12 protein-coding genes and 1 pseudogene are annotated in these 17,911 nt (G+C 59.1%); 5 read left to right on the top strand and 8 right to left on the bottom strand.

Going from position 1 to position 17,911, the window contains the following annotated elements:
- From waaF to F8N43_RS25340, 3 genes are all read right to left on the bottom strand, one after another.
- Positions 1 to 1,035, bottom strand: coding sequence for a lipopolysaccharide heptosyltransferase II (waaF, locus tag F8N43_RS25350; RefSeq protein WP_150632357.1), 1,035 nt, complete (start codon positions 1,033 to 1,035; stop codon positions 1 to 3).
- Between the two features lie 243 nt (positions 1,036 to 1,278).
- Positions 1,279 to 4,218, bottom strand: a complete 2,940-nt coding sequence (gene glnE, locus F8N43_RS25345; protein ID WP_150632356.1) for a bifunctional [glutamate--ammonia ligase]-adenylyl-L-tyrosine phosphorylase/[glutamate--ammonia-ligase] adenylyltransferase — start codon at positions 4,216 to 4,218, stop codon at positions 1,279 to 1,281.
- On the bottom strand, positions 4,215 to 4,607 hold the full coding sequence (locus F8N43_RS25340; protein WP_150632355.1) for a hypothetical protein: 393 nt from the start codon (positions 4,605 to 4,607) through the stop codon (positions 4,215 to 4,217). Before F8N43_RS25340 ends, glnE begins: the two co-directional genes overlap by 4 nt.
- Here F8N43_RS25340 and aceE point away from each other — a divergent pair.
- From aceE to msrA, 5 genes are all read left to right on the top strand, one after another.
- Positions 4,602 to 7,247 carry a pyruvate dehydrogenase (acetyl-transferring), homodimeric type gene (aceE, locus tag F8N43_RS25335; protein ID WP_150632354.1) on the top strand — a complete coding sequence of 882 codons (2,646 nt, stop codon included), beginning with the start codon at positions 4,602 to 4,604 and terminating at the stop codon, positions 7,245 to 7,247. The two genes, F8N43_RS25340 and aceE, sit on opposite strands and share 6 nt — an antisense overlap.
- A gap of 11 nt (positions 7,248 to 7,258) precedes the next feature.
- Entirely contained in the window at positions 7,259 to 9,220 is a 1,962-nt protein-coding gene (gene aceF / locus F8N43_RS25330; RefSeq protein ID WP_150654515.1) for a dihydrolipoyllysine-residue acetyltransferase, read from the top strand.
- A gap of 271 nt (positions 9,221 to 9,491) precedes the next feature.
- Positions 9,492 to 10,886 carry an alkaline phosphatase D family protein gene (locus tag F8N43_RS25325; RefSeq protein WP_150634743.1) on the top strand — a complete coding sequence of 465 codons (1,395 nt, stop codon included), beginning with the start codon at positions 9,492 to 9,494 and terminating at the stop codon, positions 10,884 to 10,886.
- 274 nt (positions 10,887 to 11,160) lie between these two features.
- Positions 11,161 to 13,854, top strand: a complete 2,694-nt coding sequence (locus tag F8N43_RS25320) for a putative bifunctional diguanylate cyclase/phosphodiesterase (RefSeq protein ID WP_150634744.1) — start codon at positions 11,161 to 11,163, stop codon at positions 13,852 to 13,854.
- Between the two features lie 63 nt (positions 13,855 to 13,917).
- The gene (gene msrA / locus F8N43_RS25315) at positions 13,918 to 14,565 is read left to right on the top strand and encodes a peptide-methionine (S)-S-oxide reductase MsrA (protein ID WP_150635982.1); all 648 of its coding nucleotides are present in this window, start codon (positions 13,918 to 13,920) and stop codon (positions 14,563 to 14,565) included.
- A gap of 144 nt (positions 14,566 to 14,709) precedes the next feature.
- On the opposite strand, the gene F8N43_RS25310 is transcribed toward msrA, so the two are convergent.
- The 5 genes and pseudogenes from F8N43_RS25310 to F8N43_RS25290 form a co-directional block, all read right to left on the bottom strand.
- Positions 14,710 to 15,549 (bottom strand): 23S rRNA (adenine(2030)-N(6))-methyltransferase RlmJ, encoded by an 840-nt coding sequence (locus tag F8N43_RS25310; RefSeq protein ID WP_150654514.1) that lies wholly within the window; start codon positions 15,547 to 15,549, stop codon positions 14,710 to 14,712.
- Between the two features lie 124 nt (positions 15,550 to 15,673).
- Positions 15,674 to 15,998, bottom strand: a pseudogene (locus tag F8N43_RS25305) (hypothetical protein).
- Between the two features lie 357 nt (positions 15,999 to 16,355).
- Positions 16,356 to 16,700 (bottom strand): contact-dependent growth inhibition system immunity protein, encoded by a 345-nt coding sequence (locus F8N43_RS25300; RefSeq protein WP_191630153.1) that lies wholly within the window; start codon positions 16,698 to 16,700, stop codon positions 16,356 to 16,358.
- Positions 16,697 to 16,993, bottom strand: a complete 297-nt coding sequence (locus F8N43_RS25295; protein ID WP_150635987.1) for a contact-dependent growth inhibition system immunity protein — start codon at positions 16,991 to 16,993, stop codon at positions 16,697 to 16,699. Before F8N43_RS25295 ends, F8N43_RS25300 begins: the two co-directional genes overlap by 4 nt.
- Positions 16,983 to 17,911, bottom strand: a 929-nt coding sequence (locus F8N43_RS25290; protein ID WP_191630152.1) for an RHS repeat-associated core domain-containing protein, incomplete at its 5' end; no start/stop codon positions are given. The genes F8N43_RS25290 and F8N43_RS25295, both read right to left, overlap by 11 nt.

Raw genomic sequence — 17,911 nt, 5'->3', positions numbered from 1 at the left:
CTATTTGACCTCGACCACAGTGCCCTGCAACCGCTGCAAGGCTTCGTTCACCGCTTGCGGCATGAGCTGGCGCAGGCAGTTGTAATGACCGAAGCGGCACGTGCGATCGAAGCACGGGCTGCATTCGATGCCCAGGCGCACGATCTCGACGTGCTCGGCCAGCGGTGGCGTGAAGCCCGGCGACGTCGAGCCGTACACCGCCACCAACGGGCGATTCAGCGCCGCGGCGACGTGCATCAGGCCGGAGTCGTTGGACACCACCGAGTCTGCACAGGACAGCAGATCGATGGCCTCGGCCAGGGATGTGCCGCCGCTGAGGTTCACCGATTCTTCACGCAGACCGGGAATCAGCCGCGCACGAATGTCTTCGCCGACCGCGTGATCGTTTTTCGAACCGAACAACCAGACTTGCCAGCCTTCGCGAATCTTCGCTTCGGCGACCTTGGCGTAATGCTCGGACGGCCAGCGCTTGGACTCGCCAAACTCGGCACCAGGGCACAGCGCCAACACCGGACGATCGAGGCTCAGGCCGAATTTGGCCAGCGCCGCTTCGCGGGTAACCGGATCGATCTGCAAGGTCGGGCGCGGATAGGGTTTCGGCAGTTCAAGGCCGGGCTCGTACGCCAGCGCCATGAAGCGCTCGATCATCAGCGGATAACGTTCTTTGTCCAGCGTGCGCACGTCATTGAGCAGACCGTAGCGGAATTCGCCACGCCAGCCGGTGCGTTTCGGGATACCGGCGAAGAATGGCACCAGCGCCGACTTCAGGGAATTGGGCAACAGGATCGCCTGATCGTACTGGCCGACCAGGGATTTGCCGATACGCCGACGCGTCGCCAGCTCCAAAGCACCGTGACCGAGCGGAAAGCTCAAGGCCTGACGAACTTCGGGCATGCGCTCAAGAATCGGCCGGCTCCACTCGGGGGCCAGCACGTCGATTTCGCATTGCGGGTGGCGCTGCTTGAGACACTGAAACAGTGTCTGCGCCATCACCATGTCACCGACCCAACTGGGCCCAACGATCAGAATTTTCATGTGGTTTCCAAAAACGAACCGGGGAGGCATACGCCTCCCCGCCTCGATAATCACTGTGGGAGCCTGTTTGCTCGCGATGGGATCATCACATCCAACATGACTGTCGACTGTCACTCCGCTATCGCGGGCAAGCCCGCTCCCACATGGGTATTGGTGCACATCCAGTGCGGTGCAGCTTAGCTGCCTCAACCTACAAAACAACGCAGATCTACTGTGGGTTATCTATTGTTCAAACTATCCGTTTCAGCTTAGTCCCAACTCACGCCAGATCCGCAATACCTGCCGTCGTTCGTCCACGAACTGGTCGCCCGGTATCACCCCGGCGTCCTTCTGCAAGGCCTGCCGGTGCGCGGCGGAGCGGTAGGCTTTATAGGCCTCGCGCAACAGGCTGGCGTCTTCGGCGGGCATCAGCCCTTCGTGTTCCAGCTCTTCCAGAATGCGGATATTGTCGGTCCAACGCAGCAATGGCGGGTGTGTTTCGGACCACGCCAAGGCCGCGTATTGCACCATAAATTCAATATCGACGATACCTCCGGCGTCCTGCTTGAGATCGAACGGCGCCGTGGCCTCGAAGGCATTCGCCCCGGTGCCCGCTGCGGTGCTCTTGCTGCCAAGGTTATCGCGCATTTTCGCGCGCATCTCGCTGACCTCCTGGCGCAAGGTCGGTAAATCCCGGACTTTGCCCAAAATCGCCGCGCGAACCTTCTCGAACGCGTGGCCGACGTCCTGACTGCCCACCAGTACCCGCGCCCGTACCAACGCCTGATGCTCCCAGGTCCAGGCTTCGTTTTCCTGATAACGCGCAAACGCGCCGAGCGAGCTCACCAACAGACCGGAAGCACCGGACGGTCGCAAGCGCATGTCCACTTCATACAGCTGACCGGAGTTGGTCTGGGCCGTGAGCAAGTGAATGATCCGCTGCCCGAGCCGGGTGAAGAATTGCGCGCCATCAATCGGTTTCGGGCCGTCGGTTTCCGCCTGCGGGTCGCCGTCGTGAATGAACACCAGGTCCAGGTCCGAACCATGCCCCAATTCCAGCCCGCCGACTTTCCCGTAACCGACAATGATAAAGCCCGGATCGCACAGCGTACCGTCACTGCGCAGCGGCGTGCCGTATTTGGCCACAGTCTGGCGCCAGGCCAGGGCCAGCACCTGTTCGAGGATCGCTTCGGCGAGCCAGGTCAGGTAATCGCTGACTTTCATCAACGGCAGGCTGCCGGCGATTTCCGACGCGGCGACGCGCAAGCGGTGCGCCAGTTTGAAATGGCGCAGGGCTTCCATTTGCTGTTCGAGGTCGTCCTCGGGAATCCGCGTCAGACGCTCGCGCAACTCGGCGGCCAGTTCCGGCGCCAGGGGTGGCTTGAACAACCGGCCTTCGTTGAGCAATTCGTCGAGCAACAGCGGGAAGCGCGTGATCTGTTCGGCGATCCACGGGCTCGCAGCGCACAAGGTCAGCAAGCGTCGCAGCGCGCCGGGGTTTTCGGTCAGCAGCACCAGATACGCGGAACGCCGGGCCACCGCTTCAACCAGCGGCAGCACGCGCTCCAGCACCAGATCCGGGTTGGCATGCTCGACCGCCTGCGCCAGCAACCGTGGAATAAAGGCATCAAGGCGTTCGCGCCCCAAACGCTGCATCGCGCGTAACTGCGGGCTGCCGCGCAGGCTGGCCAGGGCTTTCAGCGCTTTGGTGGCATCGACGAAGCCGCCCTCCTCCAACTGGCGACAAGCCGCCTCTTCGTCCTGCGCCTCTTCCCACAATGGCAGCCATTCACCGCCGACCACCACTTCGCTTTCGGTGCCTTCCTCTTCATCAGGGTCGGCGATCACCTGGCCAAAGTGCCAGGCCACGCGACCGCGCCAATACATCAGCTGCGCATGAAAAGCGTCCCAATCGGCGAAGCCCAGCATAAAGGCAATGCGCGCCTGATCCTGTGCGCCATCCGGCAACATCTGCGTCTGGCGGTCGGCAATCGCCTGAATGGCGTGCTCGGTGTAACGCAGGAATTCGTAGCCTTCGCGCAGTTCGCTGATCACCGCCGGTGGCAGGTAACCCTGACCTTCCAGGGTGCTCAGTACTTTTAATAGAGGACGTTGTTGCAGGCTCAGGTCGCGACCACCGTGGATCAGCTGAAAAGCCTGGGCAATAAACTCGACTTCGCGGATGCCGCCGGAACCGAGCTTGATGTTGTCGGCCATGCCCTTGCGCCGGACTTCCTGCTGGATCAACTGCTTCATCGTGCGCAACGCTTCGATGGCCGAGAAGTCCAGGTAACGCCGGTAAACGAATGGGCGCAGCATCTCTTGCAGTTGCGCGCCAGCGACCTGGTCGCCGGCCACCACCCGCGACTTGATCATCGCGTAGCGTTCCCAGTCGCGCCCCTGGTCCTGGTAATACTGTTCCAGCGCATTGAAGCTCAGCACCAGCGCACCGGCCGAGCCGTAAGGGCGCAGGCGCATGTCCACGCGGAATACGAAGCCGTCGACGGTCATCGGGTCCAGTGCCTTGATCAGGCGCTGACCGAGGCGGATGAAGAATTCCTGATTATCCAGCGAGCGTTTCACGCCGACGGTTTCGCCGCCTTCGGGGTAGGCGAAGATCAGGTCGATGTCCGACGACAGGTTCAGCTCGACCGCGCCGAGCTTGCCCATGCCGAGGATGACCATCTGCTGCGGCTCGCCGCTGCGCCGACCGGTCGGCACGCCGAATTGCTGGCAATGCCGCGAGTACAACCACTGATAAGCCTGATCGATGCTGGCATCGGCCATGTCCGAGAGGTCGCGGCAGGTCTGGACGAGGTCGGCCTGACGGGTCAGGTCACGCCAGATGATCCGCACTTGATGACGGGTGCGCTGGCGACGCAGGGCGCGACCGAGTTCGTCCTCGGTCTGCGCGGCATTCGCCGCTGCCGCAATCTGCGCGCACAACTCGCCGGGGGCAAAGCCGCGATCCAGTTCGCCGGACTGCACCAGTGTCAGCAACATCAAAGGGTCACGAACGCTCTGTTCAATCACGAAGTCGCTGGCGGCGGTGACGCGGGCGAATTGCGCCCAGCGTTCAGGCGTCCAGACAGACAGGCCATGGTCGTCGTCGAGTTCGGCAACGGCAGTACGGAACGACTGCTCGGCACGGGTGACAAACGGCAGGAGAATGCCGGGCAGTTCGGCAAGCGAAGGGAGGCTCATGGTCTATCCTTGATCGGCGTATAGAAGGCTGCATGTAGTGAATTTTCAAATCGCACTACCTGATCGACTGTCGAACAAAGGTTAGAAATAGCTGAAATTTCTTTATTTTTGGCAGACAGCATCAAGCTTTCACCTTTTCTGGTTGGCAAAAGACCAACCTTAACGATTATTCTCACAACGCAGCCGGAGGCCACAAGCCGCTCATCTGTAGTTTTACTACTCGTATATACATTCGAAAGGCTGAAATGCCCGATGATTTGTAGTAAAACTACACGCCGCCGGAACAACCTCTCGGCAATCCAAGAATTTATATCGTCTGCCCACAAGGCCAGTCGCAAACTCAGGCAACCGATTCTGGAAGCCTTTCCGCCCTGGAGCAAGCCATGCAAGACCTCGATCCCGTCGAAACCCAGGAATGGCTGGACGCCCTGGAATCGGTTCTCGACAAAGAAGGCGAAGACCGTGCTCACTATCTGATGACCCGTATGGGCGAACTCGCAACCCGCAGCGGTTCGCAATTGCCTTACGCCATCACCACGCCATACCGCAACACCATTCCCGTTACCCACGAAGCACGCATGCCTGGCGACCTGTTCATGGAACGCCGCATTCGCTCGTTGGTACGCTGGAACGCGATGGCCATGGTGATGCGTACGAACCTGAAAGATTCTGACCTGGGCGGTCACATCTCCAGCTTCGCCTCCAGCGCCACCCTGTACGACATCGGCTTCAACTATTTCTTCCAGGCCCCGACCGACGAACATGGCGGCGACCTGATCTACTTCCAGGGCCACACCTCGCCAGGCGTTTACGCCCGTGCGTTCATGGAAGGCCGCATCACCGAAGACCAGATGAACAACTTCCGCCAGGAAGTGGACGGTCAGGGCCTGTCGTCCTATCCGCACCCTTGGCTGATGCCTGACTTCTGGCAGTTCCCGACCGTATCCATGGGTCTGGGCCCGATCCAGGCGATCTACCAGGCACGCTTCATGAAGTACCTGGAAGCCCGTGGTTTCATCCCGGAAGGCAAGCAAAAAGTCTGGTGCTTCCTGGGCGACGGCGAGTGCGACGAGCCGGAATCCCTGGGCGCGATCTCGCTGGCTGGCCGCGAGAAGCTCGACAACCTGATCTTTGTCATCAACTGCAACCTGCAGCGCCTCGACGGCCCGGTTCGCGGCAACGGCAAGATCATCCAGGAACTCGAAGGCGTGTTCCGTGGCGCTCAGTGGAACGTGACCAAAGTCATCTGGGGCCGTTTCTGGGACCCACTGCTGGCCAAAGACGTCGACGGTATCCTGCAACGTCGCATGGACGAAGTCATCGACGGCGAGTACCAGAACTACAAAGCCAAAGACGGCGCGTTCGTGCGTGAACACTTCTTCAACTCGCCAGAACTCAAGGCGATGGTTGCTGATCTGTCCGACGACGAGATCTGGAAACTCAACCGTGGCGGCCACGACCCGTACAAGGTCTACGCGGCGTACCACGAAGCGGTCAACCACAAAGAACAACCGACCGTCATCCTGGCCAAGACCATCAAGGGTTATGGCACCGGTGCCGGCGAAGCGAAAAACACTGCGCACAACACCAAGAAAGTCGATGTCGACAGCTTGAAGTTGTTCCGCGACCGCTTCGACATCCCGGTCAAAGACGAAGAGCTGGAAAACCTGCCGTTCTTCAAACCGGAACCGAACAGCGCCGAAGCCCGCTACCTGAGCGAGCGTCGCACTGCACTGGGCGGTTTCGTGCCACAGCGCCGCGCGCAGAGCTTCAGCGTACCGACCCCGTCGCTGGACACCCTCAAGGCCATCCTTGACGGTTCGGGCGACCGTGAAATCTCCACCACCATGGCCTTCGTGCGGATCCTCGCGCAGCTGGTCAAGGACAAGGAAATCGGCCCGCGCATCGTTCCGATCATCCCGGACGAAGCCCGTACCTTCGGTATGGAAGGCATGTTCCGTCAGTTGGGCATCTACTCCTCCGTCGGCCAGCTCTACGAGCCAGTCGATAAAGACCAGGTGATGTTCTACAAGGAAGACAAGAAGGGCCAGATCCTCGAAGAAGGCATCAACGAAGCGGGCGCCATGAGCTCCTTCATCGCTGCCGGTACTTCGTACTCCAGCCACAACCAGCCGATGCTGCCGTTCTACATCTTCTACTCGATGTTCGGCTTCCAGCGTATCGGCGACCTGGCCTGGGCTGCCGGCGACAGCCGTACTCGTGGCTTCCTGATCGGCGGCACCGCCGGCCGGACCACGCTGAACGGCGAAGGCCTGCAACACGAAGACGGTCACAGCCACATCCTGGCTGCCACCATCCCGAACTGCCGCACCTTTGATCCAACCTACGGCTACGAGCTGGCGGTGATCATTCAGGACGGCATGAAGAAGATGACCGAAGAGCAGCAGGACGTTTTCTACTACATCACCGTGATGAACGAGTCCTACCAGCAGCCAGCCATGCCGGCCGGTGTGGAAGAAGGCATCATCAAGGGCATGTACCTGCTCGAAGAAGACACCCGCGAAGCGGCGCACCACGTTCAGCTGATGGGCTCCGGCACCATCCTGCGTGAAGTCCGTGAAGCGGCGAAGATCCTGCGTGAGCAGTTCAACGTGGGCGCTGACGTCTGGAGCGTTACCAGCTTCAACGAACTGCGTCGCGATGGCCTGGCCGTCGAGCGCACCAACCGTCTGCACCCTGGCCAGAAGCCTAAACTGAGCTACGTCGAAGAGTGCCTGAACGGCCGTAAAGGTCCGGTCATCGCGTCTACCGACTACATGAAGCTGTTCGCTGAGCAAATTCGTCAGTGGGTCCCGTCCAAGGAATTCAAAGTCCTGGGCACCGACGGTTTCGGCCGCAGTGACAGCCGCAAGAAGCTGCGTCACTTCTTCGAAGTCGATCGTCATTTCGTGGTGTTGGCAGCCCTGGAAGCATTGGCTGACCGTGGTGACATCGAACCTAAAGTGGTGGCTGAAGCCATCGCCAAGTTCGGTATCAACCCGGAAAAACGCAACCCACTGGACTGCTGAGGAGAGATTCTGTGAGCGAACTCATTCGCGTACCTGACATCGGCAGCGGTGAAGGTGAAGTAATTGAACTGTTTGTAAAGGTCGGCGACCGTATCGAAGCCGACCAGAGCATCCTGACGCTGGAATCGGACAAGGCGAGCATGGAAGTGCCTGCGCCGAAGGCCGGTATCATCAAGAGCCTGAAAGTGAAGCTGGGCGATCGTCTGAAAGAAGGCGACGAATTGCTGGAGCTGGAAGTCGAAGGTGCCGCTACGGCGGCCCCTGCGGCTGCCGCTGCGCCAGCTGCAAAAGCTGAAGAGAAACCGGCCGCTGCTCCTGCCGCTGCTCCAGCGCCAGCAGCCGCGCCTGCTACCGCTTCGGCTCAGCAAGTGCACGTGCCGGACATCGGTTCGGCGGGCAAGGCCCAGATCATCGAGATCCAGGTCAAGGTCGGCGACACCGTCGAGGCTGATCAGTCGCTGATCACCCTGGAATCCGACAAGGCCAGCATGGAAATCCCATCGCCTGCCGCTGGCGTGGTCAAGAGCATCAGCGTCAAGCTCAACGACGAAGTCGGCACCGGCGACCTGATCCTGGAACTGGAAGTGGCGGGTGCTGCGGCCCCTGCTACTGCCGCGCCAGCACAGGCAGCTGCACCTGCGGCCGCTGTTCCGGCGCCTGCCGCTGCCGCACCGGCTGCACCGGTTGCCGACAGCGTCCAGGACATTCACGTCCCGGACATCGGTTCGTCGGGCAAGGCCAAGATCATCGAAGTACTGGTCAAGGCAGGCGACACCGTCACTGCCGACCAGTCGCTGATCACCCTCGAATCCGACAAGGCGAGCATGGAAATCCCATCGCCGGCCGCTGGCGTGGTGGAAAGCGTTTCCATCAAGCTGGATGACGAAGTCGGTACCGGCGACCTGATCCTGAAGCTGAAAGTCAAAGGCGCTGCGCCTGCTGCTGCCCCGGCTCCGGCATCGGCTCCAGCCGCTGCCGCACCGAGCGCGCCTGCGCCAGCCGCCGCTGCTCCTGCTGCTCCAGCACCTGCGGCGGCTCCGGCCAAACCGGGCGCCAAGGTGCACGCAGGTCCTGCGGTACGCCAACTGGCACGCGAATTCGGCGTCGAGCTGAGCGCGGTCAGCCCAAGCGGCCCGCACGGTCGCGTGCTGAAAGAAGACGTGCAGGTTTACGTCAAAGCCATGATGCAGAAGGCCAAGGAAGCACCGGCCGCTGCTGCAGGCGCAACCGGTGGCGCGGGCATCCCGCCGATTCCGGTCGTGGACTTCAGTCGCTTCGGTGAAACCGAAGAAGTGCCGATGACTCGCCTGATGCAGATCGGCGCGTCGAGCCTGCACCGCAGCTGGCTGAACATTCCACACGTGACTCAGTTCGACTCGGCTGATATCACCGAGCTGGAAGCGTTCCGTATCGCTCAGAAAGCCGTTGCAGAGAAGGCCGGCGTCAAGCTGACCATCCTGCCGCTGCTGCTCAAATCCTGCGCGCACCTGCTCAAGGAACTGCCGGACTTCAACAGTTCGCTGGCACCAAGCGGCAAGGCGATCATCCGCAAGAAGTACGTGAACATCGGCTTCGCCGTCGACACCCCTGAAGGCCTGCTGGTACCGGTCATCAAGAACGTCGACCAGAAGAGCCTGCTGCAACTGGCAGCCGAAGCCGCTGCGCTGGCCGCCAAAGCCCGCGACAAGAAGCTCACCGCTGACGACATGCAAGGCGCCTGCTTCACCATTTCCAGCCTCGGCCACATTGGCGGCACCGGCTTCACGCCGATCGTCAACGCGCCGGAAGTGGCGATCCTCGGTGTATCCAAGGCAACCATCCAGCCAGTCTGGGACGGCAAAGCCTTCCAGCCGAAACTGATGCTGCCGCTGTCGCTGTCCTACGATCACCGAGTGATCAACGGCGCCGCTGCTGCACGCTTCACCCAGCGTCTGAGCAGCCTGCTGGCGGACATCCGCACCATCTTGCTGTAACACCGGCCGGCCCTCCTTCACCGGAGGGCCGTACGCGTTTCACGTTTTCCGAGCGCCACGCTCGTACCTCAACCCCGCCAATTTGGCGGGGCTTTTTTTGCCTGGAAGAAAGTCTCTTTCCTACGTCCGTGGCTGAGTTCACCCACAACTCGAATCCACTTCAGCACGATATTTTTTTCCGGTCAGCCACTAGGCTTAGTTACACAAACAACTGACGCAAAGTTAGGAAAACTTACTTCATTAGTGAGTACCCCTTCGAATGGATTCGAATATGTTTAAACCTACAGTCGGCCCGATTATTGGCCACACTACAGCTCATCACGCACGTATCTTTTTACGTGGCGAATTACAGAAAGATGCTTTGGTATTTGGTGGAATTCGATATCGACGCCATGGCGACACCCCTTGGTCCAAAGGAATTTTCATTCAACTGACAAACGCGCGCGACATGTGCGACGTCTTTGCCCTCAACGACCTCACCGCCGATACCGAGTACGAATACCAGGCAGGCTGGTTCAGCCCCATGAGCCCGGTGCACACCGTGGAGACAATTCAGGAACTGCCGCTGCAATGGCCCCGGGATGTCTACCGTTTCAGCACCCAGTCCAACAATCCCGTTGCGCCACGGGCGTACATCGTCGGCTCGTGCCGTTACCTGCGGATGACGGTCGGTGCGCCTTCATTCCCGCATCGGGGCGACCGGATCTTTGCCTCCATCACGAACCTGGCGCAGCGTGCCGAAACGCCCATCAGCGCCCTGTTGATGACCGGCGACCAGGTTTATATCGATGATTTGAACATCATCGCCCCTGATCGGGAGTACAAGGAAATACTTAACAAGTACCGCATGGCGTTCTCCCAGCCGCACATTGCAAAGTTGATGTCCGGCACGCCGACTTACATGATCCTCGACGACCATGAAATCGAAGACAACTGGCCCGCCAATAAAAACAAAAACGACGACCATCTCTATAACAATGCCATTGCCGCCTATGAGTTATATCAAGCCAGCCACAGCCCGGCTCATAAGTTGCTTGAAGATGGAAATATCCATCGCCCCCTGGAGCGCTACTGGTATCAATTCACCCACGGTGATATCGAATGGTTTGTCACCGACAGCCGAACCCGGCGCAATCTGTCTGCAGGCGATCGGCGCATTCTCGACGAGGAGCAGGAAACAGCCTTGTGCAACTGGCTGATCCACAGCCCGGCCCGGATCAAATTCGTGGTCACCAGCGTGATGTTCTACCCCGACCGCAAACGCCTGGGCGATGACGCCTGGCAAGCCTTTCCGGAACAACGCCTGCGGTTGCTGGAGACTATTCGTACACGTCGCATCAAGAACGTCTTCTTCGTGTCCGGGGATGTACACGGCTCCCTGACCAGTCGATTGACCCACAGCGAAGACCCGGACTTCGAGGTACACACCATCGTCTCCTCGCCGCTGTGCAACAGCAAACTGCTGCCCTACGCCAAGGCCTCCACCTTCATCCTCGATCAGCCTTTGGTGCGGACTGCCGACGGAGATTTTCGGCATGAGCTGACCAGCCAGGTCATCAGCCAGGACAATTTCGCGCATCTGATTGTGGAAACAGAACAGATCCGCGTCCGTTATCACGACCGGGATGGCAAATTTTTGCAGTTGACGAGCATTACGTTGCGGTGATGCCGCAAACATCGCCAGCAAGCCGGCTCCTGCAGGATTGACGCGATCCTCTGCAGGAGCCAGCTTGCTGGCGATCAGCAACGCTTTTTCCAGCCAAATACGTTAGTTTTCAGCCATTACTGAAGAAATGTTCACGTCGGCCGACATATTCTTATAGCACTTGGCCTTCATGTCTCTTGTCAGTCGGTGTCGCAATGATGCAACCTTGCCGCAGGCAACAGTAAAGAGGGCGAGAGCCCGGCGCGATCAGAACATTCGAAGCGAGTTTCCCTCCATGAAAAGCCAACCCGATGCCGCCAGCCGTATGGTGGCCGAGGTAGTGACGCAGTTGCCCGTGCCCTCGCGGCTCGGCATGCTGCGTTTCGAACGGCTGAATGAACCCAGCTGGGCACTGCTGTTTCTCGATCCCAATTGCGAGCGACAGTTCGGCCTGCCGGCGGTGGAGCTCTGTGCGCTGGTCGGTTCGCCCTACGCCAGCCTGATGGAGCCCGAAGCGCGCTATCAGCTGCATGACGCGATCCAGCAACAGCTCACCGAAAGCCCGCATTACCTGATCCGCTACACCTTGCACACAGCCGCAGGCACCTTGAGCCTGCTGGAACTGGGCGAAGCCTACAAACAACATAATCGGCACTTGCTGCGCGGCTACCTGCTGGTCGTTGACGGCATGTTCGACGGCGAGCCGCTGCTGCCGGCACTGGACCTCGAAACCCAGAACTCGCGCCTGCAGATCGCCCTGGAACTCAATCAGCGTGCCCAACAGGAACAGCTATTGCACCTGGACCGCGTGCGCGCCCAGCAAGACCTGATCCTGCTGCTGACCCGTCAGCGCTACAGCTCCGGCAATTCCCTGCAAGAAGCCGCCGAACTGATCACCCGCAGCGCCTGTGACATCTACCAAATCGACTGCGCCAGCCTGTGGAACCTCAACGGTTCGATGCTGGTGCCGATCTCGGCCTATCACCGCGCCCCTCAGGAATACGTAATCCCGGAGCCGATCGACGTCAGCGGCTTCCCCGATTACATGGACGCACTGCATGGCAGCCGGGCAATCGATGCCCACAATGCGATTCGTGATCCACGCACCCGGGAAATGGCCGAAAGCCTGCGCGCTCGCGATGTGAACGCGATGCTCGATGCCAGCATTCGCGTCGATGGCCAGGTGGTCGGCGTGCTCTGCCTCGAACAGATCGGGGCAACCCGCGCCTGGCAGTCCGACGAAATCGCCTTCGCCGGCGAGTTGGCCGACCAATTCGCCCAGGTCATCAACAACCACAATCGCCGCACCGCCACCAGCGCCCTGCACCTGTTTCAGCGTGCGGTCGAGCAAAGCGCCAACGCCTTTTTGCTGGTCAATTGCGACGGCGTGGTGGAATACGTCAACCCGAGCTTCACCGCGATCACCCAGTACACCACTGAAGAAGTCCACGGCCAGCGACTGTCGGAACTGCCGGCCCTGGAAAACCTCAGCGAACTGCTGTTCGACGCGCCCTCGGCGCTGGTCAAGAGCAACAGTTGGCAGGGCGAATTCAAGAGCCGGCGCAAAAACCTCGAACCCTACTGGGGCCAGTTGTCGATTTCCAAGGTATATGGCGACAACCGCGAGCTGACGCATTACATCGGCATCTACGAAGACATCACCCAGACCAAGCTCGCCCAGCAACGCATCGAGCGCTTGGCCTATACCGACAACCTGACCAACCTCGGCAACCGACCGGCGTTTATCCGCAACCTCGATGAACGCTTCGCCCGAGACAGCGATACCCCCATCAGCCTGCTGCTGGTGGACATCGACAACTTCAAGCGGATCAACGACAGCCTCGGCCACCAGACCGGCGACAAACTGCTGATCAGCCTGGCCCGACGCCTGCGCAACAGCCTGATCCCGAGCGGCAGCCTGGCGCGTTTCGCCAGTAACGAATTTGCCGTACTGCTGGACAACACCGACCTCGCGATGGGCCAGCAAGTCGCCAATCAACTGCTGGCGACCCTCGACAAACCGATGTTCGTCGATAACCAGTTGATCAGCGTCACCGGCTCCGTGGGCCTGGCTTGCGCGCCGCTGCACGGGCGCGATCCACAGACCCTGATGCGTAACGCCGGCCTCGCGCTGCACAAGGCCAAGGCCAACGGCAAGCATCAGGTCCAGGTGTTCACCGAAGCGCTGAACGCCGAGGCCAGTTACAAACTGTTCGTCGAGAACAACCTGCGCCGCGCCCTGACGCAAAACGAACTGGACGTGTTCTACCAGCCCAAGCTCTGCCTGCGCAGCGGCCGCTTGCTGGGCATGGAAGCGCTGCTGCGCTGGAACCATCCGGAAAAAGGCATGATCCGCCCGGACCAGTTCATCAGCGTCGCCGAAGAAACCGGGTTGATCATTCCAATCGGCAAATGGATCGCCCGCCAGGCCTGTCGCATGAGCAAAGACCTGACCGCCGCTGGCCTGGGTAATCTGCAAGTGGCGATCAACCTGTCACCCAAGCAGTTCTCCGACCCGGACCTGGTGTCGTCGATCGCCAATATCCTCAAGGAAGAAGCGCTGCCGCCGAGCCTGCTGGAGCTGGAACTGACCGAAGGCCTGCTGCTGGAAGCCACCGAAGACACCCACTTGCAGCTCGACCAGCTCAAGCGCTTGGGCCTGACCCTGGCCATGGACGACTTCGGCACCGGTTACTCGTCGCTCAGTTACTTGAAAAAATTCCCCATCGACATCATTAAGATCGATCGAAGCTTCATTCACGAAATCCCGGACAACCAGGACGACATGGAAATCACCTCTGCGGTGATCGCCATGGCGCACAACCTGAAACTCAAGGTCGTGGCTGAAGGCATCGAGACGGCCGAACAGTTGGCTTTCCTGCGCCGCCACCGCTGCGACGTCGGCCAGGGTTACCTGTTCGACCGACCGATCCCGGGCACCGAGCTGATCGAAAAGCTCAAGCGCTACCCGCGCGGCCCAATCGCCTGACAGCGAGGCTGCACTCGGGCAAACTGCGTGTCTGACAATTCAACCTGACTGAGAGGACTGATTATGGTTCTGCGCTCGGAAATCCTGGTGAACAAAAACGTGCTCCCGACTAAAGAACAAGCTCTGCCTGGCCGTGAAACGCCTATGAACCTGCCGGAAAAACACTTCGTCCACGACGCCCCGTTGCTGGGCCCCTTCGCCATGGACGTGGATTTCGCGATCTTCGGCCTGGGTTGCTTCTGGGGCGCGGAACGCAAGTTCTGGCAGCGCGAAGGTGTGGTCAGCACGGTGGTGGGTTACGCCGGCGGCTTCACGCCAAACCCGACGTATGAAGAAGTCTGCTCGGGCCTGACCGGCCACAGCGAAGTCGTGCTCGTGGTCTACGAGCCGGCAAAAGTCAGCTACGAAGCGCTGCTGAAGATGTTCTGGGAATTGCACAACCCGACTCAGGGCATGCGTCAGGGCAATGACATCGGCACGCAGTATCGTTCAGTGATCTACGCCACCAACCCGACCCAACTGGACGCGGCCCAGGCCAGCAAGAAAGTGTTCCAGGCTGAGCTGACCAAGGCCGGCAAAGGCACCATCACCACCGAAATCGAAGAAGCGCCGACGGTCTACTTCGCCGAGGCGTATCACCAGCAGTACCTGGCGAAAAACCCTGAAGGGTATTGCGGGATTGGCGGCACAGGCGTGACCTGCCCGATCTGATTCAGGCCCTGAAAGCATCGCGGGCAAGCCCGCTCCCACAGGATCTATGTCGATCACAAAATTGTGGTCAAACACAAAACCTGTGGGAGCGGGCCTGCCCGCGAAGGCGCCCGATCAGACGCCATCAAAACATCTGATCAGCCATCAACTCTCGGCAATCAACCAATCCATCTGCCACCCGCCCTGGGTCTGGCCAAGCTTCTTGGACAACCACGGCAGCAACTCACGCAATTCCTCTTCCAGCCCCCACGGCGGATTGGCAATCGCCAACCCGGAACCGTTCAGGCTATTCGGCGTATCCAGCGGATGCACCAGCAACTCCACCCGCAACAACTTCGGCGCGCCCGTGCCGGCCAGGTCCTGATAAAAACGCCGCAACATGCGCTGGTCCTTCACCGGGTACCAGATCGCCGCCACGGTTTGGCGCATCCGGCCAATCGCCTCTTTCAGCGACGCCGCACAACGCTGCATTTCATCGAGCTGCTCAAACGGCGGATCGATCAGCATCACCGCCCGCTTCTCCTGCACCGGCAACATCGCACGCGGCACATGCCAGCCTTCGCCCAAGTGAACCTTCACCCGACGGTCCCCGGCCATGTTGTCCTTGAGCAACACACCGTCTTCGGGGTGCTTTTCGTTGAGCATCAGCCGATCCTGCGGCCGCGTCAGCCGCCGCGCCAGCTCCGGCGAACCCGGGTAGTAGCGCAACTGGCCATCCGGGTTCATGTCGTACAGCACCTTCATGTAATCGGCGGTCAACGCCGGCAGATCCGGCTGATCCCACAACCGCGCAATGCCTTCCAGGTACTCACCGGTACGGCTCGCCTGATCACCCTGCAGGTCATACAGACCAATGCCGGCGTGAGTGTCGAGATAGGCAAACGGCTGCTCCTTGCGCGACATCAGGGCGATGAGGCGGGTCAAGGTCAGGTGTTTGAACACATCGGCGTGATTGCCGGCATGGAAGGCGTGACGATAATTCATGATTGCTCCTGCGAAGGTCGGGAAGTTTACCTTGTACCGAGGCGAACGTCAGGGCTTCGCGGCCGAGCGGGCAGTGATCGTTCCCACGCGGCGCATGGAAACGACCATTCAGCATTCAGCGGCGCTACGCCGAAGGCCGAGCCTTCAACCGCCGCCCCAACACATCCAGCACATCACACCCGTCCCGCAACGGAATGGCGCAGAGCAAGGCGAAATCACTGAGGATGAACGACTGACATTCGATCGAGCCGCGCATCGACAGGTTTTCCATGACTTGGGTGACGGCGCGGATTCGATAGCTGGCCGCGTCGTATAAAACGTCAAGTGGTGCGAGGGTATCGACGAACAAGGTGGGCATGTCGTCGCAGTTGCTGGTGAGCGCCATGAAGCGGTTTTCGGGGGGGGGGGGCTGGTTTTTCGTAGGGTGGATCGGGGTGAAGATTTGTCATTTTTAAACCTCTGGTAAGAAGGGAAGCTACCATCGGCCTTCCTACAGGCTTGGGTGGCAGCTATACGCGGGGTAGGAATATCGAGACCAGAGAACTCGACCACGCCGAAGCATGCCCGCGTACAGCCGCCGCAACTGATCTTACGGACGCATGTTGATGGCCGCAATTCAGGTGTCGACGCCAAAGCGTCCTCTCTGGTCTTGAAGGGTTCCTACACCCCCATCACTGAATTTTCAGTGACCACCAGAGACTATCCATGGAACACGTTACGCGCCAGTTCATGGAATCCGATAGAAATTGAAGGAAACTTCCGACGACCTTGCCCAGAAATTTCGTTTCCCGTTATCAGCAAAACCATCAAATTTTGCTGCCCAACTTTTTAGCAATATGACACAACCATGCTTCGCCTGATTCCCACTCATTCCAGTAGCTGTAGTAACAGCTCAGCTCCTTCAATAAGTACTCCTTTAACTCCCGTTCACTCTTCCTTTGTTCAAGCAAAAAGCCAAGTTCTTGCTGAACCAACTTTAGATCCTCAGGATCGGAGTCAGCCAAGAACGCGTCAATCACTTGCTCTGCCGCGCCATACTCAGTTACCCAGTCCTGATGAAAGTACGCGCCAAAAAAATCGTGCAGCTCGGAAAGTCGTACGACAATATCAACAACAACAAATAATCGACCTGCAAACCAAAAACATCTCATTCACCAAGAATATTAACAACATGCTTTAGCCAATCTTCTCCTGAAGCCCACTCATGCCAATAACAGTAACAACAACTCATATTTTTTAGCAGAAACTCTCTCAACTCTGGCTCAGGCATGCGCACCTCTAAAAGCATTGTAATTTCTCCTATTACATTCGAAATCGTCTCTGCTGCCGAGTCAACTATGAACGACCGAACAATATCATCAGCCAATCCGGACTCGCACATCCAGTCCTCATTAAAGTAAGCCCCCAAAAACTGAAAAAGCTGAGCATACGATTTATCGATCACTTGCATACCCCGTTAATATTATGTAACCAGAAGGAGAGTTTCTCGATTTCTGAAGTATTAATTTTACAACAGCTAGTGATTCAAGCTTTCCACTGAGCCGAACAACCCCAACACCTACCGGTGTTGACATTGGTTCTGTGATCACTATTTTCCGTGCATTACCTATCATAAAATCATCAATTGTCTTTTTATTTTTCTCCATGACACTTGAGACAGTACTCTCCGCGGCAGTCCTGCTAGGAAACGTCGACGCGATGGGTATATTTGGCTCTGCTCTAAGCCTGTCTCGCAACTGTGCTTCGGTCCTATCAATATGCTTCGCAATTAGATGCCCACCCTGCGCCTCATGCGCAGCCAAACCTCCTCCCGGAACAATTTCGCTATACGGCCCTTCAGGATCACCGGGGCAAGGTAGACATGCCAACCCCAACGGATCAACCCACCCCGTAGGATTCAGCGCGTACCCGTACTGATTCAGCCCGCCCGCCAGCTTCACAGGATCCGGCGTCAGGTACCGCCCTACCTCCGGATCATAGTACCGATGCCGGTTGTAATGCAGACCGCTCTCGACATCAAAGTACTGCCCCTGAAACCGCAGCGGTTGTTCGAGCTGCTCTCCCCCGCCAACTGCTAAATGCGTGACTTTTCCGTAGGCGTTGTACTTCGCCGACCAGACAATCTCGCCACCAAAATCCGTCAGTTCCTGCGGCGTACCAAGGTGATCGAGCTGGTAGTAAAACGGGCACGCCTTGCGCGGGCCTTTGCCGTCGAGCATGGCCAATGGGCGGAAAGTGCCGGGTTCGTAGACGTAGCTGCGGTAATGCTCGCGGCTGCTTTCGGCGACGAGGTTGTCGCCCTGCCAGAAGAATTCGGTGGTGTGGTCGTCGACGGTTTTGGCGATGCGGCGGCCGAAGGCAT

Origin of the sequence: Pseudomonas fluorescens (genome assembly GCF_902498065.1) — a bacterium.
Classification (GTDB): Bacteria; Pseudomonadota; Gammaproteobacteria; order Pseudomonadales; family Pseudomonadaceae; genus Aquipseudomonas; species Aquipseudomonas fluorescens_BJ.
The sequence above is the reverse complement of the archived record's forward strand: the minus strand, read 5'-3'. Positions and strand labels throughout refer to the sequence as shown.